The sequence below is a fragment of the Streptomyces sp. NPDC091972 genome (genome assembly GCF_044756385.1).
Classification (GTDB): Bacteria; Actinomycetota; Actinomycetes; order Streptomycetales; family Streptomycetaceae; genus Streptomyces.
In genome coordinates this window covers 988,324-1,007,058 of sequence record NZ_JBIVSV010000001.1, presented here as the reverse complement: position 1 = coordinate 1,007,058, position 18,735 = coordinate 988,324, and the positions used below count along the sequence as shown (strand labels likewise).

Genomic DNA, 18,735 nt, shown 5'->3' with positions numbered 1-18,735 from the left:
CTGCCGACCCGGTTCAGATCCGGCGCACGGTGTGCAGTGTCCTGGCGTAGGTCCCCGAGCCGTCGAGGAGGGACGCGCCGCCGAGATCCGACATGGTGGGCCCGTTGACCGTCTTGCGGCTGGAGAGGAAGCGGCGTTTCCCGTCGCCGTCGAGGCCCAGGTAGACACCGACGTGGTCGATCGTCGGGCTGACCCCGTCGTCGCTGGAGTCGGCGTTGAACAGCACCAGGTCGCCGGGCTGAAGCAGGGGCGCGGCGGGCGGAGTGGTCCCGGTGGCCCGGTCGACGAGCACGCCCGGCGCGTAGTCGGCGATGTGCCGTGACTTGCGCGGTATCCGGGTACCGGAGGTGTCCTCGTCGGCGGCCAGCGGTACGCCCAGGTGGTAGCCGTAGACCATCCGCGTGTAGCCCGAGCAGTCGAGGTTGCCGACCTGCTTGCTGGACGGCCCCTTGTACGTGCCGTCCGGGAAGGTCCAGCCCACCTTCATGTACTCGTGGAAGTCGGCGCCTTCGAGGCGGTAGCCGTGTGTGTCGAGGTAGCCGTAGCCTGCCTCGCCCAGCACTTGCCTTCCCTGGGCGGGTCCTGCGCCGGCCGTCACCGCCGCGGCGCCGCCGAGGAACATCGCGGCGTACGCGAGGACGTCCGGGAGGGTGGATCCGGCCCAGCCGCGGATCGTCCGCTCCAGCTCGGGTGTCCAGGTGCCGTCGAACGGCTCGGACAGCACACGCACCCAGTCGCCGTGGGTGACGGTCGGCAGGACCGCCCAGTTGGCGGCGTCCACCTGAAGACCGCTCACCGACAGTCGCACCGGCAGGTTGGTGCAGCCGTCGTTGGCCAGGGCGCGCACGCCCACCCGGCCCTTGATCAGGGTGGACGTGGAGTCGGTGACGTCGAAGGCCCACGAACTGGGCTCCGTTGACGCGGACTGCCAGGCCTTCGCCCGGATCCGGGTGCCCTCCCGCCGCACCCGGATCGTCCATTCGGTCCCCGCCGGCACGCCCGTGGCCAGGGTGACCGCCGTCGCCAGCGAGGCCACGTCGTTGGTGACCTCCTTCTCCAGCCGCATCTCGACCGCCCCGGAGGTGAGGAAGGACAGCCGCGCCCGGTAGTGATTCTGGGTGCTGACGTAACCGAAGGTCAGCGCGAACGAACAGGCCTGCCCCATGGGGACCTTGTCGAACCTCGCCGTGCAGCGCACGTCGACGTCGGTGATCTCGTCGTCACGCAGGCTGGCGTGCCGGCTGGACCCGGCGGTCGTGAGGTCGATGATCCCGGCGCCCGGCACCACCGAGAAGTCCGTCTTGAAGGTTTCGGACGTGACCCACTTGCCGCCGCCCGGCGAGGTACCCCAGTACGCGCGGTCCGTCTCGTCCAGCGCGAGGTCCGGCAGTGCCCGCTGGAAGTCGTCCACGAAGGGACGCTTGTTCTCCGCGAACGTCCGTTGCGGGCCGGGCAGTACGACGGTCCGCGCACCCTGGGTCAGCAGCGCGACGCGCCTTCCTCCGGAGGTCACCTCGGTGCGGGCCGGGGTGCCGGACAGCGCGGTGGCGGTGAGCGGGGCGGCGAGTGCCACCGGGGTGAAGTGCGCGGCGCCGAGCGGTGCCATGGACACCCACGAACGGGCCGAGGGGAGTCCACCCGGCCCCGGGAAGACCGGCACGTCGGCGAGAGCAGCGGCTCGCGCCGGGACGGCGGCCAGGCCGGTGAGCGGGACGGCGGCAGAGGCTGCCAGGGCGGCGAGGAGTCTTCGCCGGGATGTGAGAGACATGTGTTCGATGATCCGTCACCGCTCGCCGCCGGGTCACGGCGGCCTCGACTTCGACGGGCGGCAGGCGGCAGGCGGCAGGCGGCAGGCGGCAGGCGAGGTGCGAATGCGGGGGCCCGGCAAGAGAAACAGGTCGGCGCAGATGCCCCAGCCGCTGCGAATGCCCGCCGGGCACGCAATGGGCCACCAGCGATTCCCCTTCTGGAGACAGGGGATTCGCTGGTGGCCTTCGGGAAGCGACGAGTCACCTACTTCGGCCGCGGAAGGCGCCTGTGCACCGCCTGCCGGTTCAGCTTCCGGGCAGCGTGGGCACTCGCCATTCCCACGGAGTTCAGCATTGGTTGGGTACGTTGCCCGTCTCGTTCCCCTTGAGCAGGCCGCCCCAGATCCAGCTCGAGCCCGAGCCGAGCAGGACCCACTTGTCGTGGGAGACGCCGTTCTGGCTCACCCACTGGCCGTGTGCCCAACATATGGCGCTGAGCTGGTAGTTGGCGGGGACCGTGTAGTTGATGCTGCACGCGGTGGAGGCACAACTGCGGATGTTCGCGCTGGTCCACGTGTAGACCCACGTGTTGGCGGCGATCCGGTCGGACGTCGCTGTCCGGGCACCCTGGTCGCCTGACGTTGCCGCCGCGGCGGTCGGCGCGGACAGCCCCGCGACGGCCAGCAGGCCTGCCGCGACCGTTGTGATGGCCTTGGCTCTCATACGCATGTAAGGAATCCCCCTGTTGACACTCGGTCCGCTGGGATGTCCAGCGCGGAAAACGCTAACCGGCACCGGTCGACCAAGTTAGTCATGTACTGGCCAACAGGTGACTGAGAGGTGACGTTCCGTTACGCCCGGACAGCGACCGTCTCACAGGCATCTGAGCAGGGAAATTCCCCACGGGCGCAGCACCCGGCACCCGACCGCTGCGGGGGCGACAGCAAAAGATCGATCACTACTGAGGAGCCAGGGAAGCAAGTCGCCTCCTTCCTGGTCACTCGACTGTTCCATGGCCTGGGCATGCTGGAGAAAACCAACTCGGAGCGACGTGGCGGGATTTGCCTTCGAAAGCGCCGCGAACTCCTCGCGGAGTGCCGGACGCGCCGCAAAAGCACCGACGGCGGGGAAGCCGTGATCGGAGCAGCCCCGGCAGAGACCGGCAGACCCGGCTTGACCTTGACGTAGGGTCAACCCTCCATCCTTTCGGCACGGGTGCCCTCGCAGTCGCGTGGCACAGGTCCGCAAAGGAGACAGATGACCATGACGGCCCAGACGATCGCCGGTCCGGCGATGCGCGTGCGGGGGCTGCAGAAGTCGTACGGGAAGCTCGACGTGCTGCGCGGCGTGGACTTCGACGTGGCGCCGGGCAGCATCTTCGCCCTGCTCGGCTCCAACGGGGCGGGGAAGACCACCACCGTGCGGATCCTCGCCACGCTTCTGAAGGCCGACGCGGGCACGGTGAGTGTGAACGGCTTCGACGTCGCGGCACAACCCGCGCGTGTGCGGGAGTCCATCAGTCTCACCGGGCAGTTCGCGGCCGTCGACGAGATGCTCAGCGGTCGGGAGAACCTCGTCCTGGTCGCCAGACTGCGTCACCTCGAAGACCCGGGCACGATCGCGGACGACCTGCTGAGGCGCTTCTCGCTGAGCGAGGCCGGAGCGCGCCGCGTGTCCACCTACTCGGGCGGGATGCGCCGCCGCCTGGACATCGCCATGAGCCTCATCGGAAACTCACCGGTGATCTTCCTGGACGAGCCGACGGCCGGACTCGACCCGGAGGCGCGCATCGAGGTGTGGGAAGCGGTCAAGGAACTCGCCGGTCACGGCACGACGGTGCTGCTCACCACGCAGTACCTGGAGGAGGCCGAGCACCTTGCCGACCGGATCGCCATCCTCCACCAGGGGCGGATCATCGTGAACGGCACCCTTGCCGAACTGAAGCAACTCTTCCCGCCAGCCAAGGTCGAGTACGTCGAGAAGCAGCCGACGCTGGAGGAGATCTTCCTCGCGGTCATCGGCGGCGGCGACCAGGGCGACGCCATCACCACGACCACCGGAGGCCAGGAATGAGCTCGTACTTCTTCAGCGACACTGCCGCGCTCACGGGGCGGACCCTGCGCCACGTCACACGCAGCATGGACACCATCATCACGACCGCCGTCACACCGGTCGCCATGATGCTGATGTTCGTCTACGTCTTCGGCGGCGCCATCGACACCGGGTCGGTTCCGTACGTCAACTACATGCTGCCCGGCATCCTGCTCATGACGATCGCGTCGGGCATCTCCTATACCGCGTACCGGCTGTTCACCGACGTGAAGAGCGGGATCTTCGAGCGGTTCCAGTCCATGCCGATCGCACGGTCGGGGGTGCTGTGGGCCCATGTCGTCACCTCTCTGGTCGCCAACCTGCTCGCGCTCGTGCTCGTCGTGGCCGTCGCGGTGCTCATGGGCTTCCGCTCGGGAGCAGGAGTGTCGTCGTGGCTCGCCGTCGCCGGCATCCTGCTTCTGTTCACCCTGGCGCTGACCTGGCTCGCCGTGATCCCCGGTCTGTCCGCGTCCTCGGTGGAGGGGGCCGGCGCGTTCGCCTACCCGCTCATCTTCCTGCCGTTCGTCAGCTCGGCGTTCGTGCCCACGAGGACGATGCCCGGCCCGGTGCGCTGGTTCGCCGAGCACCAGCCGGTGACGTCGATCGTCAACACGATCCGTGCCCTGTTCACGGGGCAACCGGTCGGCGAGGACATCTGGACCGCGCTCGCGTGGTGCGTGGGCATCCTCGTCGTAGCGTACGTCTTCGCCATGACCGCCTACCGCCGGAAGATCGCCTGAGGCAGGCTGGGCCCATGCTCACCATCAGTCAGTTGGCGACGTACGCCGGGGTGACGGTACGGGCGGTACGCCACTACCACAAGATCGGACTGCTGCCCGAGCCCCGGCGCGACCGGTCCGGGTACCGCACCTACGACTCCAGCGCGGTCGTGCGACTGATCCGGATCCGCACCCTGGCCGACGCCGGTGTGCCGCTGGCCAGGGTGCAGGAACTCCTCGACGCCGGCCCGGAGGACTTCCTCAGCGGGGTCCGGGAGATCGACAAGCAACTACGCGCCGAGATACGGCGGTTGCAGGACACCCGCGGGCGGCTCGCCCGGCTCGCCGCCGGAGAGCACCTCGCGCTCCCGCAGAGTGTCGTGGACTACCTCGACCGCCTGCGCGGTCTCGGCGTCGTGGAGCCGTACATCGAGCTGGAGCGGGACGCCTGGATCATGATCGCCGCACAGGTGCCGGACATGATCGACTCAGTGATCGCCAAGAAGCACGAGGAGTTGAACGACCCCGACATGGTGGCGCTCTACGGCTTCTTCACCGGGGACCTCGACTGGCTGCCCGGCGATCCCCGGATCGTGGGGCTCGCCGACGTCCTGGAGCGCCTGCTGATCCGCGCCGTGGAGGCCGGCGAGGTGGGCGACGAAGGCTTCGACGACCAGTTCGTCGCCCTGATGGACTCCACCGTGCTCGAGTGGGCGCCGGGCGCCGAACACGTGCTGGCAGTACTGCAGGACCGTGGCTGGAAGGGCTGGACCCGCATCGAGCGGGTGCCCGCGGACCGACTCACCGCTGGACCACCCCCGCCGGCGTGCGACTGCCAACGGGCCCAGGCCCCTGAGACACCGGAGGCCGCGCCCCACCCCGGACCGCGCCCTCATCCGGACACCGGCCCCTGACGCGGGCCCTGCACGGCTCCTTCGCGCGGGTGGGTGAGCGGTCGGTGGAAGGCCGACGTCGTCCCTGGCAGGACGCGGCAGAACGGTGGTTCGCCTCGGTGGCTGCCAGGGGCCTGTGCGGGCCCAGCGATGACCGAACGGCTACGTGCCCGTCTCGCGCGTCATCGCGTATGTGTTTCCGGCGTCGGGATCGCCGTAGAAGAAGAACAACTGCACCTCGTCGTGCTGGTCGCGGTCCACGTAGAAGGACCACACGTATGTCGATGGGGGTTCAGGAGCCGAGGTGTCAGCCGTCGTGGTCGACCGGCTCTCCACGCGTGTCCGGGCTGTCAGTGCGAGCCGGACGACCTGTCCGCCATCCTCGTCGGTCAGTTGCCAGGTTCCCGTACCGGACAGGCGCCAGCCGTCCTCGAAGTCGAAGTCCTGCCCGTCGAGATTTTCGAGCAGAGCCGTTCCGTCCTGCCGGAGCATCACTCGGGTCCCCTCGACGTTCGCCCAGCTTCCAGCGACTTCGGCGGCCGTGGTGTCGTGGATCCCTGTTCCGCCGTAGTACTGATAAGGACCGGCGCAGCCCGTCAGGGCGGCCCACACCACCATCAAGCCGCCGAGACACGCCCCCCACGCACGCAGCCTGCTTCCGCCCGCCACCAGGACCTCCCACCCTCAACCCACATCGCCCGACCGATAACAGTGGGTCAGGGGAGACACCCTGTCAGACGCGTTGAACATGTTCAATTCTTGCATGGGTGTGCATACCGCAGCACGATCGAGCTGGTCGTAGGTGAGATTCGCCCCTGGCACCGTGCCCCTTGGATATGGATCGACCTCACCAGTCCCCCGCCGTGACAGGTTTCCCCCCAACCTGGTGGTTCGCGCCGGGAGATGCCCGGTGGTCCCAGCAACACCCCCAGATGCACGGTCTGGCCGCACTGTCCTTTCGACCCGTGTCCGCCAGAGTCGTGGGGTCGGCGGACACGTTCGACGGATTCACCAGCAGGAGGGGAAAAGGCATGGCCGAAGCAGCAGTTGGGGCAGCTCACGGCATGGCGTGACGAGGGTTCCTGGTCGGGGCCGCCGCCATGACGGGTACAGCACTGTCGGGCACGGCTTCCGCCGAGACGGCACGCCCGGCCGAAGGCAAGGTCGGCGACCACACTGGCCCGTTGGCGCTCACCCATGTCACCGTGATCGACGGATCGGGAGCACCCTCGACCCCCGACATGACGGTCCTCGTCGAGGGCGGCCGCATCACCGGACTCGCCCCGAGCGCAAGCACACGGCTCCGCCCTGGCACCCGTACGGTCGACCTGACCGGCAAGTACCTGATCCCGGGACTGATCGAAGCGCACACCCACAGCGACGGCCCGGAGACAGTGGTTCCGCCGCTGTACGCCCTCGCCGGTGTCACCACGGTCCGGGAGATGCGGGGCCAGCCGGTCCACCACGAGTGGCGCGAGAAGATCCGCAGCGGTGCACTGCTCGGCCCCCGCTGGGTGGTCGGCAGCCCCATCGTCGACGGCACGCCCTCACTGTGGGCGGCCGACGTGGGCCCGACCATCGAAGTGCGCGACGCCGCGGAGGCCCGGCGCGCCGTACGGCGGGTCAAGCGCGAGGGCGCCGACTTCGTCAAGGTGTACTCCCGCTTGTCCCGCGAGTCGTACTTCGCCATCGCGGACGAGGCCCGGCGCCAGGGCATTCCCCACCTCGGGCACTGCCCCGACACGGTACGGATCGCGGAGGCGAGCGCCGTCGGCCACCGCAGCATCGAGCATCTGCACGCGCTGCTCCTGGCCACCTCACGGCACGAGAAGGAGATACGGCGGCGCCTGGCTGCCGTACGGATCGATCCGGGCGACCCCAGCAGCCTGTCCCGGTACCACAGTTGGTTCCAGCAGGTGCATCCCCTCGAATGGCGGGCGGTACGCGGCTACGACCAGGACCGGGCGGACGCCCTCTTCCGGAGCCTGGCGGCTGACGGGACAACCGTCGTCCCCACGCTCAGCGTGCACCGCACGCTGGAGCTGCCCGACGAAGTTCCGTCCCGGGACGGGGAATGGAAGTACCTGCCTGCCTGGCAGGTGGAGAGCTGGCCGGACCAGCTCTCAGCCCTGACCGGTGGACGCACTCCCGAGCAGCGACGGCAGATCCGCCGGATCTTCGCCCACCGGTTGCGGCTGGTGAGCGAGTTGCACGGCGCAGGTGTGCGGCTGGCGGCGGGCACCGACACCGGCACGGGATACCTCGTCCCCGGCTTCGCCCTCCACGACGAGCTGGCGCTCCTCGTGGCGGCCGGCCTCACCCCGGCTGAAGCTCTGCGCGCAGCCACGCGGGACGCGGCCGACACTCTCGGCCTGCCCGCCGTCGGCACCGTGGCCCGTGGCCAGGCCGCTGATCTGCTCGTCCTCGACGCCGATCCGCTGCGCGACATCCGCAACACCCGCCGCATCCACGGCGTGGTCGTCGACGGCAGGTGGATTCCGCCGGAGGAACGCCGCCGACTGCTCGCGGCGGTGAAAACGGCCGCCGCACAGACCCCGCCGCCCGAGGAGGGAGCGGTGATGACAGGTTGCGGTTGCGGAGGGCACCCCTGACGCCCGCGCCATCCCCCGCTCATCCTGAGTCGACGTCTCGCTCTGCTACCGCGGCGAGTTGTCCTCGTGGCCCGCTCCGCCTCCCCACCGCGCCCAAAGGGTGTGGTGCCATTCGCCGGCGTCCGGGGCGGGTTGGGGAACTGAGGGCACGGGGCCGGGGGCCGTCTCGATGAGGTGCAGGAGCGTCCAGGCGACGCCGTAGCAGTCGTCCGGACCGAAGCAGGCGGCCAGGGCCTTGGCCTCCTCGGGCGTGACCGGCCGTGCTATCGCCTCGAGTTGACGGACACGACCGTCGATCTCCTCCTCGTCGGCGTCACAGTCGGGGAGCGGGCCGTGAGCAATAAACGCCTGCACTTCTGGTCTCATGGACGCATTATCGGCGTCGACCTGACCGTCCCGGGTCAGGTCGACGACGGCCCGGCCGAGCCGCTCTGTCGGTCCCCGCTGCTCGCAGACCCGTCAACTTGCCAGATCAGACGCTCTTCCAGGGGCCGCGATCACGGTGTTGTTGTTGCGCTCGTGTGCCTCGCGCGCCGTCGCAAGCAGGCGGCGCCAGGAGGTGACCGTGGGACGCCGCCGTAGCAGGGCCCGGCGCTCGCGTTCGGTCATTCCTCCCCATATGCCGAACTCGATGCGCTGGTCCAAGGCGTAGGCGAGGCACTCGGTCCGCACGTTGCAACCGCTGCACAGTGCCTTGGCACGGTTCTGCGCAGCGCCCTCAACGAACAGGTCGTCGGGGTCCGCGGTCCGGCACAGCCCCTGTTCACTCCAGTCGGTGTCCGCCATCCTGTGATGCCGTCCTCTCCTCTGACCCGCCTTGTGCATTGCCTGTTGCCCCGTGATCGAAGCAACAGGCATATGACACTACGTCGTTCGGAGAATCGGTCCATCAGCACCGTATCGTCACACCTTCGAGTGAGCGGCGTTTGCCTTCGGGGCGTCGCGGCGCTATGTGTGCAGGCTTGGAAGGAACCTCGGGCCGCACGGAGGCTGACGGAGGCTACGACGGCACGACTGGTTCTGGCTCTTCACTCACCGGCGGCCGGCGGTCGAAGGTTCGCTGGTGGTGTCCGACGGGCATACCGACTCCGCCGCCTTCGACACCCAGTGACGCCGCCTCGCTGCACTCGGCCCCTGGACGGACCGCTCGCGGAGTGCGGCCAAGCCAGCGACGGGCACGCCGTCTCTTCGGCGAAGCGCAAGCGGCACGGCGGACCTGCCGTTCAGCGCAGCTCCCCGCCCAGCCGCACTCCGCGGCGATCACCGCGCTGCTCAGCACACCCCACGCCCTGGTCGCCGCCCGCGACCACCAGTCCGCCGGCCCAAGGCGACCGGATACAGTGCGCGAGACGGCAGCCCGGTCAGGAGGAGCAGCGTGACCGACACCAGCAACACCCGACCCACCGAGGGTGAAGCGCAAGCCCCGCGGCAGAGCCGACTGCACCGCCTCATGCGCTACCTCCCCCTGATCGCGCCCGTTCTTCTGTGGGCCGTGCCCTGCTGGGTGCTGCTGTACGGCGGCCAGCACTGGCCGCTGCCCGTCACGCTGGTCGGCACCGGGCTGTTCGCCCTCGGCCTGATCGGCATGCCGCTCGCGATGGTGCGCGGGCACGGTCGGCGTCAGCAGGACCGGGCGGCGATCTTGGGTGACACCCTGCTGGGGAGCATCTGGGTCCTGTTCACCTGGTCCATCCTGCTCGGCGTCCTCTTGCGGGTCGCTCTGATCGTGGCCGGCGTCGGCGACGGCCAGGGCCGGGCCCGGATCGTCACCTGGGCAGTCCTCGCCGTAACAGCCGTACTGCTCGCCTGGGGGTACGCCGAGGCCCGCCGCGTGCCACGCGTGCGCCGGCTGGACGTACAACTCCCCCGGCTGGGAGCCGGGTTGGACGGGCTGCGCGTCGTGCTCATCACCGACACCCACTACGGCCCACTCGATCGCGCACGCTGGTCGGCACGGGTGTGCGAGACGGTCAACTCGCTGGAAGCCGACCTCGTCTGCCACACCGGCGACATCGCGGACGGCACGGCCGAACGCCGCCGCGCCCAGGCCGCCCCCCTCGGGACCGTGCGGGCAAGCAAGGCCCGTGTCTACGTCACCGGCAACCACGAGTACTACAGCGAGGCCCAGGGCTGGGTCGACCTGATGGACGAACTGGGGTGGGAGCCGTTGCGCAACCGCCACCAACTGGTCGAGCGCGGCGGCGACACCCTCGTGGTCGCCGGCGTGGACGACGTCACCGCGGAGTCCTCCGGGCTGGCAGGGCATCGCGCACACCTCGCCGGAGCTCTGGACGGCGCCGACCCAGACCTGCCCGTCCTCCTCCTGGCACACCAGCCCACGTTCGTCGACCGGGCGGCCGCCGCCGGTATCGACCTCCAGATCTCCGGCCACACCCACGGCGGCCAGATCTGGCCCTTCCACTACCTGGTCCGCCTCGACCAGCCCGCCCTCGCCGGCCTCAGCCACCACGGCTCCCGCACGCTCCTCTACACCAGCCGCGGCACCGGCTTCTGGGGCCCGCCGTTCCGCGTCTTCGCCCCCAGCGAGATCACCCTGCTCGTGCTCCGCTCCCCGCACGGGTCTGCCCCGCTGGAGCGCTGAGCGGCCCGCACCTGGTTCAGGCTTCGGCGGGAAGCGAGCTTCTGCCGGTACCGCGCCACCAGACGCGTGACGCCAGTGCGGCCAGACCGGCGCCGGCGGTGTTGAGCAGTACGTCGTCCACGGAGGACACCCGGTCCAGATGCAGGACGTACTGCGCTGTCTCGACCAGGACCGAGCAACCGGCCCCGAGCGCGACGACCCGCCGTACCGACGCCAGCGCCGTGAACCGCAGTGGGGCGAGGAACCCCAGCGCCGCGAACACCAGGTGGTTGCCGACGATCTGGCCCGTGTCCATCGTGAGCAGGTCCCGCAGCGGCGTCAGGTTCACCACGGCCCCGTCCTCGTCGCCCGGCAGCAGGATCAACCAGACCGGCGGGACAGTCCCGTAGACGATGCCGACCTCGGCGATCGACGTGCGCAATGCCGTCGCGGCCTTGGCACCGGCGAGCCTCCGTCGGCGGGCCAGGGCCCACGCCGCCACCACTGCCACCGGCAACGCGGCCACCGTGAGGAGCACCACCCCGGTGAACGTACCGACCCAGCCGTGCCACCCCTCGAGTCGCACCCTGCCACCTCTGCTTCCATCCGGTTGTCAGCGGCAGTCTCACCGGCGGCACATATCGGCGGCGTATGGATCGGCGTCGGTCGTCGTGACGAACACGGCCATGGTTTCCAGTACGGGCGAGCGGTGTCGGGCCACTTCATCGTCAACGACCGTCTTCGTACGCGAAGTAGTAGCCGCAGGACGCGTAGTACGGGCACGTAATCGTGATGTCGCAGTAGCGGCGGAACTCGTTCTGAGCGGTCAGGCAGGAGGAACAGCTTCTGAACGGCCCCTGCCACTTCAAGCTCTGGACGCTGACGCTGCCCCTGTCATCTTCTTGATCATCGGCCTACCCCTCATTCGATCAGTGCTCATGTCCGTGATCACAGTCGCGCCAACGGCCGGTTTTTCGGGCTTTGTTTGTTCGGCTACAGGACTCCGATGGCGAACAAGGGCGCAACGGCTACACCTGGATCGGGCTCTTCGGCCGCACCCCGCGACCGGACACCGTCCACATCCGCACGGCACACCATGAAGGGGGAAAAGAATGACTCTACTCACCCGGCGGAAGAGCATCGCGAGCCTGGTCGCGGCGGCCGGTGTGTCCGGCCTGCTGCTGACCAGCGCACCGAACAGCGCGGCGGACACCGCCGCCCCGGCACCGAAGAACTGCGCGGTCCTCGTGGGCAAGGCACCCACGAACGGCAAACCCTCGCCGGAGCTCTACCGCTACTGCTCCACCAAGTCGGCCGCCGACGCACGCGCCCACCTCGAAACCAAGGCCGCGGCCGGTGGCAGGTCCGCGCAGGCGACCCTGCTGATGGTCTGGTACGCCAACACCGACTACCGGACGCCCAGCACCAGCGTCTACGGCAACGCCGGGCCGTGCGACAGCTCCGGGTACTCGCTGCACCCGGACTCCTACTGGTCGCAGAACATCAGCTCGGCCAGGGGCTACAACCGCTGCACCGTGGCGACGTTCCACAACCGTGCCCTCAACTTCGCCACCACCTTCCGGCTCCCCGTGCCGTACCTCGGCGCGAACCTCAACGACAACGTCGGCCTCATCCAGACCTGGTATGGCTGACGCCTGAGCGGGTCAACACCCCTCCGGGCAAGCAGAACTGACACTTAATCGGCCCACTGCGGCAGCATCAGACTGCTGGCGCAGTGGGCGCCAACGCGTTCAGGCGGACCCGGGAACGTGATAGGCCACCGCCTTCGTAGGAGGCGGGGTCAAAAGCTCCAACTGTAGACGCCACCACCGGTGTTCACCGCGGACGCCGCGAGCCGGGCCACTCCCCGGAGGACTGCCGGCAGATCATCGTCGGTCATGTCGTCTCCGTCCTCGGATCGCAGCCGCGCGGACCAGCGGCCCGCGAGTTCCTCGAGTTGGGCCGGGCTCGCGCCGGCCAGTGCTCGGGTCAGCTGCTCCGGCAGAGCGAACACCTCGACGCCGTCGTTCAAGGGTGCGGTCACCCACTCCGGCCATGTCCACTCAAGGAGCCGCTCCAGCGGTGGGGCCTCGGCCGAAGGCTCCGCGAAGTACATGTCCCACTCGACGATGGCACTGTCCGGCTCGACGAAACGGCACGCGACTGTCTCGAAGGCCCGGCCGGGTCCCCGCAGACGTGTCGCAGCGGCGGTCTTGTCGTCGGGCGCGAGGAAGAACACGATGTCGTGGGCCACCCGGGCATGATGACAGCCGATACGGGGAGGCAGGGGGTGGTTTTCGGGGTCACGGGCCACCTGCCCAACCTGACGCAGGGGCTGAAGGCCCGCTCCGGACTCCGCAGCTTTACGCAGGCGAAGCCCAAGCCCAGGCGAGAGCATTGTCCGCCGTGCGCTCACACGTGCGATCGACATCGCGGACTACCTCTGAGCACCCGCATCCGCCCCGCGCCCCACGCCCGGCCCGGAGATCACCCGCCCGGACGCTGCACGGGGTATGTCAGTAGGGTTGACCGCATCAGAGCGAGGGAGGATCGGTGAGAGCGGCGCGCACCCTGGCCACACTCGACGAGGCCGGCAGCGGTGATCACATCTGCCAGCTCATGGGGCCGACGGACGACGTCATGGACCGCAGCCGGGCCTTCATAGCGGACGGGGCCCTGTTTGGCGACAAGGTGATGATCGTGGGCCCGGCCGTGCAGACGGCCGGTGAGTACGCGCAGACGGTGCTCGACCCCGCCCGGTTGGACGGCTCCCTCATCGCCGCGGTGCGCCGTGAGGCGGAGAGCGCCGGACGGGAGGGGTACCGGTCGTTGCGCGTGCTGCGCCACGTGACTCCTGGCGCGTGGCCAGCGGGCCCCGAGGAGCTGCTGCGCAGTGAGCTGGACCTGGAGGAGTTCGCCGCGGACAGCGGTGCCCTTGTGGTCTGCGCCTACCGAGGTACCGAGTGGGACGCTCCTACACTGGAAGAAGTCAGGTGTGTGCACCCCCACCACCTGGGCAGCCGTCCGGCATCACCAGCGTTCCGGGTGTACCGGACGGGAAAGGAAGGCTGGACGGTGAACGGGATCATCGACGCCGAAGGCGCCGGCGCTTTCGGTGCGGTCCTGTGCACACTGCTCGCGCAGAACGCGACCGTGCGCCTGATCTGCCACGGTCTGGAGTTCTTCGACGCGGCCGCCATGGGCACCCTGGCGGACGCCGCCCGGCACCTTCCCGACCGCAAGGTGGTCCTGGAAGGCGCGAACGAAACCCTGCGGCTGGCGTGGGACCTGTCCGGCTTCGCCGTCCCCTCGATCCCGGTGGTGATGGCGCCGTGACCCTCCCCTCGCACTCCGACACTCCCCCGCCGACCCAGGCCGGCTACCGGCACGAGCTGTACCCGTACGCGGGCCGTGACGAGTTCCTCCAGGGCACCGTCGGTTTCATCCAGGAAGCCCTCGACGGAGGCGAGGCCGTCGTCGTGGCCGTCCCCGAGCACAAGGCGTCCCTGCTGCGCTCCGAGGTGCCGGAGGACGGCAAGGTGCGCTACGTCGACACCAGCGCGGTGGCGCACCACCCGGGCCGGCTCATCGGAGCCTGGCAGGAATGGATCGGCGAGCACGCCGCGGAGGGGCGGCCCGTGCGCGGGATCGGTGAGTCCCCCTGGGACGAAGTGCGCAGTCAGGCGCAGGCTGAACAGCTCCGCTATCACGAGTGGCTGCTGAACAAGGCCTTCGCCGACGGCCCCGCCTGGTGGCTGCTGTGTCCCTACGACACCTCCGGCGAGACCGCCGCCCTGGAGCAGCTCACCCGCTGCCACCCCCAGATCCGCTCGGGCGGACGCAGCACGGCGTGTACGGACTACGACCCGCAGGCCCCGTTCGACTTCGCGTCACTGAGCCAACCGTGCGACCCCTACGAGGAGTTCATCTACGCCAGCGGTGACCTGCAGGCCCTGCGGGAGAAGATCTCGGCCTGCGCCGAACAGCTCGGGCTGGGCGGCCACCGACTGCGCGAGCTGCACCTGGCGGCTACCGAGGTAGCCACCAACAGCATTCGTCACGGCGGCGGACACGGCACGCTGCGGACCTGGGGGGAGGAACGCCGACTCGTGTGCGAGTTCCGCGACGCCGGCTACATCTCGGATCCCCTGGCGGGACGGCGCCGACCGACCAGCACCCAGGCCGGCGGGCGGGGCCTGTGGCTCGCCCATCAGCTCTGCGACCTCGTCGAGATCCGCTCCGCCCCCGACACCGGGACCACCATCCGCCTCCACACCGAACTCACCGGCTGACGGCAGCAGCGCCTGGGCGGTGCGACGCAGCGACCCTCTGAGCTGCCTGGACCGGCGCCCTCAAATGAGGGCGCCGAGTTACGTCTCGCGGGCGGGACCGCGCCCGGTCGCGGGGCGTTCCTCGCCCCCGCGCACGGGCAGGAGCGCCAGTGCGGTGTCCGCGATGTTCCGCACCGTCTCCGGGGCCAGGCCGGCCTTGCCCACCGCCTCGATGCCGCGGACCACCGTCAGCAGCAGGGCCGCCAACCGCTCCGGATCCGCGGTGCTGTCGATGTCGCCGTGGCGCTGGGCGGCGCTGATCTCCGTGCGCAGCAGGGTCAGCAGCGCGGTCATGGTCTCCGCCGACCGGTCGGCGACCGTCGGATCGTGCTGGGCCAGTTCCGCCACGCCCTTGGCCAACAGGCACCCGCGGCGCTCGGTGTCGGCGGCGGTGTTCTCCGCCATCAGATGTACGTATCCCGACAGGCGGGCCAGTGCCTCCGCGTCCGGGCCGCCCGTCAGCCGCCCTTCGGCCACCTCGACGACCGCGGTGCACCAGTCACCGAACACACGGTGGAACAGCTTGCCCTTGTCGCCGAAAGCGCCGTACAGGCTGCCCTTGCCGAGACCGGTGGCCTGGGCGATGTCGTCCATCCGGGTTCCCGCGTAGCCGGTCGCCCAGAACTGTTCCCGGGCCCGCTCCAGGACTCGGTCTTCGTCGAACGCGCGTGGTCTCGGCATGTGCTCATGCTATCCATTCTTGACTCGATCGTCCATTACTGCCTACGTTGTGGACGATCCATTCCAGAACCGAAGGGGTTCGACATGCCAGGCGTGCTGCAGGACAAGGTGGCCGTGATCACCGGAGGGACCAGCGGAATCGGGCTGGCCATCGCCCACCGCTTCGTCCGGGAGGGCGCGCGGGTCTTCGTGACCGGCCGGGACCTCGACCGCCTCGAAGCGGCGGTCGAGGAGTTGGGCCCCGCGGCCACCGGCGTACGATCCGACGTCTCGGTCCTGGCCGACCTGGACGAGCTCTACACGCGAGTCCGTGCGGAGGCCGGACACATCGACGTGCTGGTGGCCAACGCGGGGATCGTCGCGGACGCGGCGCTCGGCGCCCACACCGAGACGAACGTCGACCTGACGCTCGCCGTCAACGTCAAGGGCCCGCTGTTCACCGTCCAGAAGGCACTTCCGTTGCTGGCGGAGAACGCGTCCATCCTGGTCATCGGCTCGAGCAACAGCGTGCGCCCCAATGAGCACCTCGAGGTCTACAGCGCCTCGAAGGCGGCGGTGAGCAACCTCGTGCACAACTGGGCCCGCCAGTCGCGGGAGCGCCGCTTCCGGGTCAACCTGCTCAGCCCGGGGCCCACGCGGACCCCTGGCCTGCTGGGCGCCGCCGGGCCGGACGTCGAACAGTTCGCCGAGACCCTCGTGCCTCTGGGCCGGCTGGCCGACGCCGAGGAGATCGCCGAGGCCGCCCTCTTCCTGGCTTCGGACGCCTCGTCGTTCGTCACCGGCGCCGAACTCTTCGCCGACGGCGGCTACACCCGGGTCTGAACGACGGCGTACCGGCCCAGCGCCCGAAGCGACGGGGCATGGCCGCGGCTTCGGAGGGCGCGTCCCGCGACGACGGGTCGGGCAGCGGGACACCTTTGCGGTCCCCGCTGCCCCAGCGTCACCGGTCGGTCCCTGTCGGGGTCGATCAGGCCAGGGTCACCGGTGCCTGGAGTTCCGTCACCCAGTCGTCGCGGTTTTCCGGGCACTCCAGGTTGATCTCGCGGGGGTATCCGGTCGATCGGTAGCCGTTGGCGTCGATCCAGCGGGCCAGCGTCTGGACGGACGGAAGGACGGTGTCCATCGAGCCGCGGTGCACGATGGTCGCCGCCTGGTCGAGCGACGGCAGGTCGAGGACTCGGAAGGCGCCGTCCTGGAGAGGCGCGGCGACCTCCACTGCGGCATGGACGCTGATCCTGCCGCCGCCTTCTGGGGCGTCCTCGTAGTACGCGACGCCGGGACCCGTGGGGGTGATGCCCGCCGCCTCCAGGCACCGGAACAGCTCATCGTAGAGCGGCCCGATGACCGGGCCGATGTCCTCGGGCTCGAAGCTCGCGGCCGTCGCGGTCAGTTCGGCCACCCGGGCGGAAGGAACGCTCTTGATGACGACGTCGTTCGTGGGCATGTGCCCCTCGCTCTCGATCGCTCGGAGCCTCGCCTCGACCTGGACCAGTCGCGCTCCCGCGGCAGCCATCGCGGTCTCCAGTTCGGCCCGCCGCAGCCGCAGCATGCCGCGCAGTTCCTCGGCGCTGACCTTCTCGTCCACGATGTCCTGGACCTGCTGGAGGGTGAACCCGAGGTCCTTGAGCGCGATGATCCGGTTGAGGCGGGCGAGTTGGGCGGCGGTGTAGTAGCGATAGCCGCTGGCGGGATCGACATGAGCCGGGTGCAGGAGTCCGGTCGCGTCGTAGTGACGCAGCATCCGGATCGAGACGCGGCCGTGCCGGGCGAAGTCTCCGATGGTGAACATGATGTCTCCGAGCTGACGGCCTGACACTGTGTGAGAGTCAAGAAACTACTCGGCGACAGAAGCAGGCCGTCCGGGCTGAAGGCGACTGTGTACAGATGGTCGGTGTGGCCGACCAGGGTGTGCACCACGGCGCTGGTGGCCGGGTCCCAGAGCCGCACCGTCCTGCCATGGCTGGCGGTGGCCAGGAGCGTGCCGTCGGAGCTGAAGGCGAGCGCGCGCACCGGCCCGCAGTGGCCGGTCAGCGTGCGCACCAGGGCTCCGGTCAAGGGGGCACGACACTCTCAGACGCGGCTCACGGCCCATTCGCGTCCCGCCCCCGGCTCCCGGCTCCCGGCTCCCGGCACGACCGCTAGCCTCGGCCCATGAGCATCGAGACGGGACACCGAACGGGATGCGGGCCGGCATGAATCCACCACCGTTCTTCTGCGACGTCGCCCTGGCGCGACGCATCGAACGCGTCGAGGCGAACCTGATGGCAGCGGCCGCCGACGCCGCTCGCCTGCGCCGGGGAGACGACTCCGGCTTCGTGATGCGGGTGGCCGGCTCGGTGGCGACGTTCGCCGAGGACGGCTCACCGTTCAACAAGATCGCCGGTCTGGGGTTCGACGGTGTGCCCGACGAGGCCGTGCTCGACGAGGTCGAGCGCGCCTTCGCCGATCGTGGTGCACCGGTGCAGGCCGAGGTGTCCGCGCTGGCCGACCCGGCGGTCGGCGCCCTGCTCACCGCTCGCGGGTACCGGCTGGAGTCGTTCGAGAACGTGCTCGGACTCGCCCTCGACACCGGGTACGAGCGAGCGTCGCCTCCCGGCGTCGACGTCCGGGTGGCTCGCGACGAGGAGTTCGACGCGTGGCTGGACGTGGTGGCGGACGGTTTCGCTCATCCCGACGGGCAAGGGGTCCCCTCGCACGAGGACTTCCCGCGCGAGGTGCTCCTCAACGCCGAACGGGACTTCGCGACAGCCGGCGTGGTGCCCTACCTCGCGCTGCACGACGGCTCCGTCGCCGGAGGCGGCAGTCTCCGTGTCGCGGACGGCGTCGCCCAGCTCACGGGCGCGGCGACCGCCCCCGCCCACCGTCGGCACGGCGTGCAGACTGCCCTGCTCGCCGCCCGGCTCGCCGACGCCGCTGCCGCCCGCTGCGACATCGCCGTGGTGACCACACAACCGGGGTCCAAGTCCCAGCAGAACGTCCAGCGCCGAGGTTTCCACCTGCTGTACACCCGCGCCGTGCTGGTGCGGGAGGTGCCACCGATGGGGGCGACACGGACATCAGGCCGCTGAGCAAACCTATG

General features: G+C 69.7%; 19 protein-coding genes and 1 pseudogene. 10 read left to right on the top strand and 10 right to left on the bottom strand.

Going from position 1 to position 18,735, the window contains the following annotated elements; genetic code table 11:
• Positions 1–13 precede the first annotated feature (13 nt).
• Complete coding sequence (locus ACIQJT_RS04760) at positions 14–1,768, bottom strand: NlpC/P60 family protein (RefSeq protein WP_402639847.1); 1,755 nt, start codon at positions 1,766–1,768, stop codon at positions 14–16.
• A 328-nt stretch (positions 1,769–2,096) separates the two neighbouring features.
• Entirely contained in the window at positions 2,097–2,477 is a 381-nt protein-coding gene (locus tag ACIQJT_RS04755) for a hypothetical protein (RefSeq protein WP_365462834.1), read from the bottom strand.
• A gap of 534 nt (positions 2,478–3,011) precedes the next feature.
• On the opposite strand from ACIQJT_RS04755, the gene ACIQJT_RS04750 reads away from it, so the two are divergent.
• The 3 genes from ACIQJT_RS04750 to ACIQJT_RS04740 are packed head-to-tail and all read left to right on the top strand — an operon-like array spanning position 3,012 to position 5,472.
• Positions 3,012–3,821, top strand: a complete 810-nt coding sequence (locus tag ACIQJT_RS04750; RefSeq protein ID WP_365462837.1) for an ABC transporter ATP-binding protein — start codon at positions 3,012–3,014, stop codon at positions 3,819–3,821.
• Positions 3,818–4,579 carry an ABC transporter permease gene (locus ACIQJT_RS04745; RefSeq protein ID WP_402639844.1) on the top strand — a complete coding sequence of 254 codons (762 nt, stop codon included), beginning with the start codon at positions 3,818–3,820 and terminating at the stop codon, positions 4,577–4,579. Before ACIQJT_RS04750 ends, ACIQJT_RS04745 begins: the two co-directional genes overlap by 4 nt.
• 14 nt (positions 4,580–4,593) lie before the next feature.
• Positions 4,594–5,472: a MerR family transcriptional regulator gene (locus tag ACIQJT_RS04740; protein ID WP_402639842.1), complete on the top strand. Its 879-nt coding sequence runs from the start codon at positions 4,594–4,596 to the stop codon at positions 5,470–5,472.
• 141 nt (positions 5,473–5,613) lie between these two features.
• On the opposite strand, the gene ACIQJT_RS04735 is transcribed toward ACIQJT_RS04740, so the two are convergent.
• A complete protein-coding gene (locus tag ACIQJT_RS04735; RefSeq protein WP_402639840.1) occupies positions 5,614–6,120 on the bottom strand; it encodes a hypothetical protein in 507 nt (168 codons plus the stop codon).
• A gap of 431 nt (positions 6,121–6,551) precedes the next feature.
• Between ACIQJT_RS04735 and ACIQJT_RS04730 the strand changes: the two genes are divergently transcribed.
• A complete protein-coding gene (locus ACIQJT_RS04730) occupies positions 6,552–8,063 on the top strand; it encodes an amidohydrolase family protein (RefSeq protein WP_402639838.1) in 1,512 nt (503 codons plus the stop codon).
• A gap of 45 nt (positions 8,064–8,108) precedes the next feature.
• Here ACIQJT_RS04730 and ACIQJT_RS04725 read toward each other — a convergent pair whose 3' ends face one another.
• Both ACIQJT_RS04725 and ACIQJT_RS04720 read right to left on the bottom strand, forming a co-directional pair.
• On the bottom strand, positions 8,109–8,429 hold the full coding sequence (locus tag ACIQJT_RS04725) for a hypothetical protein (RefSeq protein ID WP_402639836.1): 321 nt from the start codon (positions 8,427–8,429) through the stop codon (positions 8,109–8,111).
• Between the two features lie 93 nt (positions 8,430–8,522).
• Positions 8,523–8,849, bottom strand: a complete 327-nt coding sequence (locus ACIQJT_RS04720; protein ID WP_365462594.1) for a WhiB family transcriptional regulator — start codon at positions 8,847–8,849, stop codon at positions 8,523–8,525.
• Between the two features lie 589 nt (positions 8,850–9,438).
• Between ACIQJT_RS04720 and ACIQJT_RS04715 the strand changes: the two genes are divergently transcribed.
• The gene (locus tag ACIQJT_RS04715; RefSeq protein WP_402639834.1) at positions 9,439–10,665 is read left to right on the top strand and encodes a metallophosphoesterase; all 1,227 of its coding nucleotides are present in this window, start codon (positions 9,439–9,441) and stop codon (positions 10,663–10,665) included.
• Between the two features lie 16 nt (positions 10,666–10,681).
• Here ACIQJT_RS04715 and ACIQJT_RS04710 read toward each other — a convergent pair whose 3' ends face one another.
• Positions 10,682–11,230, bottom strand: coding sequence for a VanZ family protein (locus tag ACIQJT_RS04710; RefSeq protein WP_402639832.1), 549 nt, complete (start codon positions 11,228–11,230; stop codon positions 10,682–10,684).
• 526 nt (positions 11,231–11,756) lie between these two features.
• Between ACIQJT_RS04710 and ACIQJT_RS04705 the strand changes: the two genes are divergently transcribed.
• The gene (locus ACIQJT_RS04705) at positions 11,757–12,296 is read left to right on the top strand and encodes a hypothetical protein (RefSeq protein ID WP_402639830.1); all 540 of its coding nucleotides are present in this window, start codon (positions 11,757–11,759) and stop codon (positions 12,294–12,296) included.
• A gap of 149 nt (positions 12,297–12,445) precedes the next feature.
• Here ACIQJT_RS04705 and ACIQJT_RS04700 read toward each other — a convergent pair whose 3' ends face one another.
• Positions 12,446–12,958 carry a hypothetical protein gene (locus tag ACIQJT_RS04700; protein ID WP_402639828.1) on the bottom strand — a complete coding sequence of 171 codons (513 nt, stop codon included), beginning with the start codon at positions 12,956–12,958 and terminating at the stop codon, positions 12,446–12,448.
• Between the two features lie 239 nt (positions 12,959–13,197).
• Between ACIQJT_RS04700 and ACIQJT_RS04695 the strand changes: the two genes are divergently transcribed.
• A complete protein-coding gene (locus tag ACIQJT_RS04695) occupies positions 13,198–13,980 on the top strand; it encodes an MEDS domain-containing protein (protein WP_402639826.1) in 783 nt (260 codons plus the stop codon).
• On the top strand, positions 13,977–14,936 hold the full coding sequence (locus ACIQJT_RS04690) for an anti-sigma factor RsbA family regulatory protein (RefSeq protein WP_402639824.1): 960 nt from the start codon (positions 13,977–13,979) through the stop codon (positions 14,934–14,936). Before ACIQJT_RS04695 ends, ACIQJT_RS04690 begins: the two co-directional genes overlap by 4 nt.
• 78 nt (positions 14,937–15,014) lie before the next feature.
• Here the strand turns inward: ACIQJT_RS04690 and ACIQJT_RS04685 are convergent, their stop codons facing one another.
• On the bottom strand, positions 15,015–15,656 hold the full coding sequence (locus ACIQJT_RS04685) for a TetR/AcrR family transcriptional regulator (protein ID WP_402639822.1): 642 nt from the start codon (positions 15,654–15,656) through the stop codon (positions 15,015–15,017).
• A gap of 84 nt (positions 15,657–15,740) precedes the next feature.
• Here ACIQJT_RS04685 and ACIQJT_RS04680 point away from each other — a divergent pair, with 84 nt between their 5' ends.
• Positions 15,741–16,478, top strand: coding sequence for an SDR family NAD(P)-dependent oxidoreductase (locus ACIQJT_RS04680; protein ID WP_402639820.1), 738 nt, complete (start codon positions 15,741–15,743; stop codon positions 16,476–16,478).
• Between the two features lie 145 nt (positions 16,479–16,623).
• Here ACIQJT_RS04680 and ACIQJT_RS04675 read toward each other — a convergent pair whose 3' ends face one another.
• Positions 16,624–17,445 carry a MerR family transcriptional regulator gene (locus tag ACIQJT_RS04675; protein WP_402639818.1) on the bottom strand — a complete coding sequence of 274 codons (822 nt, stop codon included), beginning with the start codon at positions 17,443–17,445 and terminating at the stop codon, positions 16,624–16,626.
• A 65-nt stretch (positions 17,446–17,510) separates the two neighbouring features.
• Positions 17,511–17,696: pseudogene (locus ACIQJT_RS04670) on the bottom strand (WD40 repeat domain-containing protein); the annotation flags it as partial.
• A gap of 152 nt (positions 17,697–17,848) precedes the next feature.
• Here ACIQJT_RS04670 and ACIQJT_RS04665 point away from each other — a divergent pair.
• A complete protein-coding gene (locus ACIQJT_RS04665; RefSeq protein ID WP_402639816.1) occupies positions 17,849–18,724 on the top strand; it encodes a GNAT family N-acetyltransferase in 876 nt (291 codons plus the stop codon).
• Positions 18,725–18,735: the final 11 nt, after the last annotated feature.

What these genes read in the sequence shown, in the direction of transcription:
- ACIQJT_RS04760 (WP_402639847.1), bottom strand. Translation starts at nt 1,768, where the DNA reads ATGTCTCTCACATCCCGGCGAAGACTCCTCGCCGCCCTGGCAGCCTCT.
- ACIQJT_RS04755 (WP_365462834.1), bottom strand. Translation starts at nt 2,477, where the DNA reads ATGCGTATGAGAGCCAAGGCCATCACAACGGTCGCGGCAGGCCTGCTG.
- ACIQJT_RS04750 (WP_365462837.1), top strand. Translation starts at nt 3,012, where the DNA reads ATGACGGCCCAGACGATCGCCGGTCCGGCGATGCGCGTGCGGGGGCTG.
- ACIQJT_RS04745 (WP_402639844.1), top strand. Translation starts at nt 3,818, where the DNA reads ATGAGCTCGTACTTCTTCAGCGACACTGCCGCGCTCACGGGGCGGACC.
- ACIQJT_RS04740 (WP_402639842.1), top strand. Translation starts at nt 4,594, where the DNA reads ATGCTCACCATCAGTCAGTTGGCGACGTACGCCGGGGTGACGGTACGG.
- ACIQJT_RS04730 (WP_402639838.1), top strand. Translation starts at nt 6,552, where the DNA reads ATGACGGGTACAGCACTGTCGGGCACGGCTTCCGCCGAGACGGCACGC.
- ACIQJT_RS04725 (WP_402639836.1), bottom strand. Translation starts at nt 8,429, where the DNA reads ATGAGACCAGAAGTGCAGGCGTTTATTGCTCACGGCCCGCTCCCCGAC.
- ACIQJT_RS04720 (WP_365462594.1), bottom strand. Translation starts at nt 8,849, where the DNA reads ATGGCGGACACCGACTGGAGTGAACAGGGGCTGTGCCGGACCGCGGAC.
- ACIQJT_RS04705 (WP_402639830.1), top strand. Translation starts at nt 11,757, where the DNA reads ATGACTCTACTCACCCGGCGGAAGAGCATCGCGAGCCTGGTCGCGGCG.
- ACIQJT_RS04685 (WP_402639822.1), bottom strand. Translation starts at nt 15,656, where the DNA reads ATGCCGAGACCACGCGCGTTCGACGAAGACCGAGTCCTGGAGCGGGCC.
- ACIQJT_RS04680 (WP_402639820.1), top strand. Translation starts at nt 15,741, where the DNA reads ATGCCAGGCGTGCTGCAGGACAAGGTGGCCGTGATCACCGGAGGGACC.
- ACIQJT_RS04675 (WP_402639818.1), bottom strand. Translation starts at nt 17,445, where the DNA reads ATGTTCACCATCGGAGACTTCGCCCGGCACGGCCGCGTCTCGATCCGG.
- ACIQJT_RS04665 (WP_402639816.1), top strand. Translation starts at nt 17,849, where the DNA reads ATGAATCCACCACCGTTCTTCTGCGACGTCGCCCTGGCGCGACGCATC.